This window comes from Streptomyces sp. DT190, assembly GCF_049846985.1.
GTDB lineage: Bacteria > Actinomycetota > Actinomycetes > Streptomycetales > Streptomycetaceae > Streptomyces.
Genome location: NZ_JBNCNM010000029.1, coordinates 111,648 through 117,671, shown reverse-complemented (window position 1 = coordinate 117,671; position 6,024 = coordinate 111,648). Strand labels below are relative to the sequence as shown.

At 72.3% G+C, this 6,024-nt stretch carries 5 protein-coding genes; 2 read left to right on the top strand and 3 right to left on the bottom strand.

Annotated features, from left to right (window positions below):
- Positions 1 to 67 precede the first annotated feature (67 nt).
- Positions 68 to 1,852 (bottom strand): SGNH/GDSL hydrolase family protein, encoded by a 1,785-nt coding sequence (locus ACPXCS_RS35295; RefSeq protein WP_425951606.1) that lies wholly within the window; start codon positions 1,850 to 1,852, stop codon positions 68 to 70.
- A 198-nt stretch (positions 1,853 to 2,050) separates the two neighbouring features.
- Between ACPXCS_RS35295 and ACPXCS_RS35290 the strand changes: the two genes are divergently transcribed.
- Complete coding sequence (locus tag ACPXCS_RS35290; protein ID WP_425951605.1) at positions 2,051 to 2,458, top strand: DUF6278 family protein; 408 nt, start codon at positions 2,051 to 2,053, stop codon at positions 2,456 to 2,458.
- Positions 2,459 to 2,596: 138 nt separating this feature from the next.
- The gene (locus ACPXCS_RS35285) at positions 2,597 to 3,340 is read left to right on the top strand and encodes an amino acid ABC transporter ATP-binding protein (RefSeq protein WP_425951604.1); all 744 of its coding nucleotides are present in this window, start codon (positions 2,597 to 2,599) and stop codon (positions 3,338 to 3,340) included.
- Between the two features lie 222 nt (positions 3,341 to 3,562).
- On the opposite strand, the gene ACPXCS_RS35280 is transcribed toward ACPXCS_RS35285, so the two are convergent.
- Together ACPXCS_RS35280 and ACPXCS_RS35275 are read right to left on the bottom strand one after the other, a co-directional pair.
- The gene (locus tag ACPXCS_RS35280; protein WP_425951603.1) at positions 3,563 to 5,131 is read right to left on the bottom strand and encodes a CocE/NonD family hydrolase; all 1,569 of its coding nucleotides are present in this window, start codon (positions 5,129 to 5,131) and stop codon (positions 3,563 to 3,565) included.
- A 116-nt stretch (positions 5,132 to 5,247) separates the two neighbouring features.
- Positions 5,248 to 6,009: a hypothetical protein gene (locus ACPXCS_RS35275; RefSeq protein ID WP_425951602.1), complete on the bottom strand. Its 762-nt coding sequence runs from the start codon at positions 6,007 to 6,009 to the stop codon at positions 5,248 to 5,250.
- Positions 6,010 to 6,024: the final 15 nt, after the last annotated feature.

Sequence of the window (6,024 nt, the reverse complement as noted above, 5' to 3'; positions counted from 1 at the left end):
GCTGCCACACCGCACTCGGCGGCAAGCCACCGATCAGCCGCGTGAACAACGCTCCGGGTCAATACACCTAGGGCCTGAGCAGCCGCAGGTCCACCGAGTCCGCCAGGGCCGCGAGGCCGGTGTCCCCCGGGTGCAGGTGGTCGCCGCTGTCGTAGGCGGGCAGCATCCGGGACGGCTGCTGCGGGTCGCGGACCACCGCGTCGAAGTCGAGGACGCCGTCGTAGACCCCGCCGTCCCGGATCCAGGCGTTCACAGCCCGGCGCTCGGTGTCCACGGCGGCGGTGCAGCGTGCCTCGCCCTCGCAGGGCAGGATCGTCGCGGCGAGCATCCGCAGCCCCCGGGCGTGCCCGCGCGCCGCGATCTCCCGCAGGCCGGCGATCACCTGGTCCGCCGAGGTGTCCCACCGCAGGTCGTTGACGCCCTCGAAGACGACCGCCGTGCGCGCCGAGGTCTGGGCGAGCACGTCCCGGTCGAACCGGTGCAGGGCGCTCACCCCGGCCGTGTCCGTGGACACCCCGTCGCCGGGGTACCGGTCGGTGACCACCCGGTTGCCGGAGACGCCCTGGTTCAGCACGCCGTAGCGCGGGACGGTGTCCTGGCTCAGCAGCCGGTCCGCCAGGACGTCCGGCCAGCGCCGGTTGGCGTCCACCGTGGACTTGTCGCCGTCGGTGATCGAGTCGCCCAGCAGCACCACGGACCCCGGCCCGCCGCCCACGTCGACCCCGGCCAGCAGGGGCCAGGCGGTGATCACCGACGTGTACGGGCCGGCCGAGCCGTCCGCCGCGTGGTCGCCGGGTTCGCTGACGTACGACCGCTGCTGCGGCCGGTGCAGCGGCGCGGCGGCGACCGTGCCGGGCAGGTGGAAGCTGACCAGCAGGTCGGCGTCGGCCGGCACGGCGAAGCCCAGGGGGTCGCTGTACGCCTGCGCGCCGGCCGGGACCTCCACGCCCGCCGCCCCGCCGAAGGACAGCGGCACCGGAGCGCCCCGTGCGGCCGCCCCCGAGGCCCGCAGGGCCACCGTCGCGGCGCCGATCCGCACCGGCGCCGCGGCGAAGGTGTTGTCGAAGCGCACCCGCACCCGGGGCCCGCCGGCCGAGGTGTGCACCACCAGCCGCAGCGTGCGGTCCGTCCACGGCCCGACGGCGGCGTAGCCGCCCGTGGACGTCGTCCAGCTGCCGGTCCAGCCGGCCGCCGCCGGCCGTACCGCGACGGCGAAGACGTGCAGCCCGGCCGCCTTCGGCAGCCGCACCGAGGCGACCGCGCGCCCGGGCACCAGCGGCACCGTCACGACGTACAGCCGGGCCCGTTCGGCCAGTTGCCCGCCGGGCGTGTTGACGTGCGGCAGGGCCACGGCCTTCGTGGCGAGCGGCCCGGTGCGCCAGTCGGGTGCGGTCAGCCGGTACGCGGAGCGGGTGCCGTTCGCGTAGACCACCGTGCCCTCGCCGCCCGTTGCCGTGCCCGAGGTGCCCGCCACCAGGAAGGCGAGGGCGTCGCCGCGCCCCGCGACCCGGACGTCCTGCCCGGCGGCGCGGACGTTGTCCGGCTCGCCGGGCCCGCGCTTCGGCCAGGTCAGCCGGGCACCCTGGAGGGTGAGGGCGCGGCCGGGCGTCCACCCCGCGGCCGTGAGGTCGCGCGCCGACAGGGAGGACCCGGCCCCGTCGAAGTCGGCCTCCCCGGGCCGGTCGTCGTCGCTGACGGCGACGTTGTCGAACAGCCGCTCCAGCGGCACCGGCGCGGCCCGCCCCCGCTCGGCGGCCTGGGCCGACACCGCCGGCACCAGCGACCCGCACAGGGCCAGGACGACCACGATCCCCCGGACACATCGGCGCAACTGCCGACTCCTCCCGCTCATCGGGACACGACGCGGACCACGCACCGCGGAAACGGAACGCAAGGCTCAACGACAGCCGGTGCGCGAGGTGCACGGTGAAACTAGGGAGACGGCCGCGACCCGTCAACGAGCCGTGCGCGAACTCGGCGTGAACTCGACGACCGTCCCGGTCCGCGCGCCCTGTGGTGCATACGGCGGTACGAATGACACGCTGGACGTATGAACATCCCTTTCCTGGGCCACCGGCGCCAGAAGGTGGGGTTCCCCGATCCGGCGGGCATCGCGGAACTCCTCGCCGAGTGCGAACTGCTCCGCTCCCAGGCGTCCCGGGAGGGTGTCCGGCTGGACGACTCGGCGGCCTCCCTGGAGGCGCTGGACCAGCTCGTCCCGCGCTGGCGGGACGACGAGGAGACCCTGACCTGGCTCGGCAACGACGCCGGGCTCTACCTGGGCACCGTGATCGTGCGGACCGTGCCGGGCGCCGCCTGGGAGATCCGTTCCGACGGACAGCCCGTCGTACGGCTCACCTCCGGCCGGGAGTTCGACGTCGTGGACTGCGGCCACGAGTGGGCCGCGAACGGCGTGCCCGAGCTGTCCCAGCTGTACGCCGAAGTCGCGGAGTCCTGAGCCCCCGGGCCGGAACCTCGCCCAAAGCCCGACGTAAATACGGCTAATGATCGAAAAGTGCGTGTCGCCCGACACATCCGATCGTGCCTGGATACGTTGCGGCAACCACCACCCAGCTGAGAGTGAGTAGGGCTGAGTATGGCCGTCGATCCGCTGATCGAGCTGCGTGACGTCAACAAGCACTTCGGTGACCTGCACGTCCTGCGGGACATCAACCTCACCGTCGGCCGGGGGGAGGTGGTCGTGGTCATCGGCCCGTCCGGGTCGGGGAAGTCGACGCTGTGCCGGGCGATCAACCGGCTGGAGACCATCGAGTCCGGGGAGATCGTCCTGGACGGGCAGCCGCTGCCGGAGGAGGGCAAGCCGCTGGCCCGGGTGCGCGCCGACGTCGGCATGGTCTTCCAGGCGTTCAACCTCTTCGCCCACAAGACCGTCCTGCAGAACCTCTCGCTGGGGCAGGTCAAGGTGCGTGGGCGCAAGAAGGAGGACGCCGACCGGCGCTCCCGGGAACTCCTCGAGCGGGTCGGGGTCGCCGACCAGGCCGACAAGTACCCGGCACAGCTCTCCGGCGGTCAGCAGCAGCGTGTGGCGATCGCCCGCGCCCTGGCCATGGAGCCCAAGGCGATGCTCTTCGACGAGCCGACCTCGGCGCTCGACCCGGAGATGATCAACGAGGTGCTCGAGGTCATGAGGCAGCTCGCCCGCGAGGGCATGACCATGATCGTCGTCACGCACGAGATGGGCTTCGCCCGCTCGGCCGCCAACCGCGTCGTCTTCATGGCGGACGGCGCGATCGTCGAGGACCGCACGCCCGACGAGTTCTTCACCAACCCCAGCAGCGACCGCGCCAAGGACTTCCTCTCCAAGATCCTCAAGCACTGAGCGGGCGGGCACCGGACGGCTCGTCGTGCCGGACCTCGACTACGATGTGCCCTTCATCCCTGTCGGAGAGGGGGACTTCGCCGAAGGCCGCCGATCCGTTCGGGGTGAGCAGACCGCCCGCCCGGTCCGCGGGGCGTGTCCCGCCGGGCGCGGCCCCCGTGGTGACCGGACCACGGGGGCGGTGGTTCACATCGGCCAGGCCCGTCCGGCGGCAGCCGGAGATCACTGCTCGCGCAGCGGAACCGACACGTACGACGGGTCGTTCGCCGGCGAGGAGAAGGTCAGCTGCGCGCCGGACGGGTTGTGCTCGATGTAGAGCGGGTCGACCGTGTCGACGACCAGGGCGAGCCGATGCCCGGCCGGGACGTCGTAGGCCGTGGAGTACAGCTCCAGGTCGACGCCGAACGGCTTCCCGGGGGTGCGCCCGTGGAAGGTGTACGGCGCGTGGGAGACCAGCTTGCCGAGGCCGAGCGGCCCCACGTCGTACAGATGGGCGACGAGGGTGCCGCTCTCCTTGGTCGGGGTGAGGGTCGTGTGCAATCGGGCCGTGCCGCGCACCTGTTGCGCCGCGGCGTACTTCTCCGACTGCCACACGGCGGCCCAGCGGCGGGGGAGCAGCGGCAGGGAGGCCACCGGGGGCACCCGGGCCATCTGGTCGAGGATGCCGGAGAGGAGGACGACGCCGCCGTCCGCGCCCGAGTTCACGTTCGCACGGATGGTCCTCGAACCCGCGAGGGCGATCTTCCGGGAGTCCGCGCCGACCGACTTCCAGTCCGGGTAGCCCTCGTAGCCGCCCCCGGTGCGGGACCTGAGCCGGACCGGCTGCTCGCGGTCCACGCCGTTGTCCACGCCCCGCAGATGGTGGTCGAACCAGCGCTCGGTGTCCTTCCACACGTCGTTGGGCAGCCCGAACAGGCCGGTCAGTTCGGCGGTGGCATGGTCGCCGGGCCGCATCTGGAGCCGCTTGGGGCCGGTCAGCTTCTCGTAGAAGTCGGCGTACTGGTTGGGCGGGAAGACCGAGTCGCCCCAGGCGTTGGCGAGCATGATCGCCGTGCCGTTGCTGTTGATCCGGTCGACGTACGTCGCAGCGGAACGTTTCTTCCCCCAGGCGACGAGCGCCGGCTCCTTCGACAGGTCGGAGCTGTAGAAGTCGTCGAACACCTGCCGCACCTCAGCGCCCTGACGGCCCGTGACCACGCTCGCGCCGTCGAGCAGGGCGGCCGCCTGGACGTGCTGGGTGCGCCCGGCGTAGATCGAGCCGATCAGGTCCGCCCAGCCGCTCAGCGAGGCGACGGCCCTGACGCGCCGGTCGTGCGCGGCGGTGAGCAGGCTGATGCCGGCGCCGTAGGAGACGCCCGCCATGCCGACGCGCCCGGCGTCGGAGGGGGTGTGTGCGAGCGCCCAGTCGATGACCTTGGAGGCGTCTGCGACGTCGGGCGGGCCCGCCACCTCTATCTCGCCGCCCGACTGCCAGAAGCCGCGCACGTTGTAGGTGACGACGACGTACCCGGAGTCGGCGAGCTTCTGGGCCTGGGCGAGGTACTCGATCTGGGGCAGGCCCCAGCTCGTGGGCATGACCAGCAGCGGGTGGCGCCGCGCGGGGTCGGCGCCGGACGGGGTGACGACGTTGGCCTTGAGGACCGTGCCGCCGTCGCCGCCGATGTCGACGAAGCGGACGGGATGGGGTGCCGCCTGGGCGGTGGGGGCGATTCCGAGGGCGCTCCCGGCGACCAGGGTCGCCGAGACGGCGCCTACGGCGGTGGTGCGCAGGGCCTTGCGGTGGGGTCCCACGGGTCACTCCTCACTCGTGTCAGTGCAAAGTGACCGAACGGTAACCACGACCCCTTACCAGAGGTAACCCGTCGGTAAGTTACGTGCCAGTAACGATTGTTGAGGGGCGGAGGACCTCAGGAGGCGCGGTGCGTGGTGCGGGGAGTCGTCGCCGCGGCGGGCGGAGCGGACCGGGCCGCGCGCGTGACGTCGTCCACCAGCTCGACGACGTCCGGTCCGTACGCCTGCGAGTTGATCACCTTCAGCAGCAGCACGAACGAGGTGTTGCCGTGCTTGCGGGCCAGCCGCTCGTGGTTGCGGGCGAGGTAGCGGGTGGTGGCCTGATTGGTGATCGACGTCTGGCCGCAGAACAGGAAGACCGGACGGGTGTTCTGGCTGCGGTCCGGGGTGAGGCGGGCGAGCAGCGCGTACTCCTCCCTGCCGTGGTCCACGCGGTAGCGCTCCGAGCCGATCAGGAACGAGCCCCGGTCCGGGCCCGGTTCGGCGTCGACGTTCACCCGCACGCCCGGCAGCAACGAGGACAGATGGGCCGCCATCCGCCGGTTGGAGGCCGGGCCGCCGACGCAGAACTCGGTACGCTCACCGAAGCCCTGACGTGCCGTGTCGTGGGGCAGGATCTGGGCGTGGGCGTTGCAGTCCTTGATGAGGGCGGCCAGTTCGAGCAGCGCGAACACGTCGTAGCGCATCACCGCGAACTCGGGGCCCGCCGCACCCCTGTTCACCACCAGCAGGGACTCGGAGTTGTCGGGCAGCCCGAAGAACGCCTGCTTGCGGCGGAGCCTGCGCCGGTACAGGTAGGTGCGGGCCACCCAGCCGAGCGCGCCGCTGATGCCCGCCGCTATCACGCCCAGGACGATGTTGCGCACGTCGTCGTTCATGGGCGCGCATGGTAG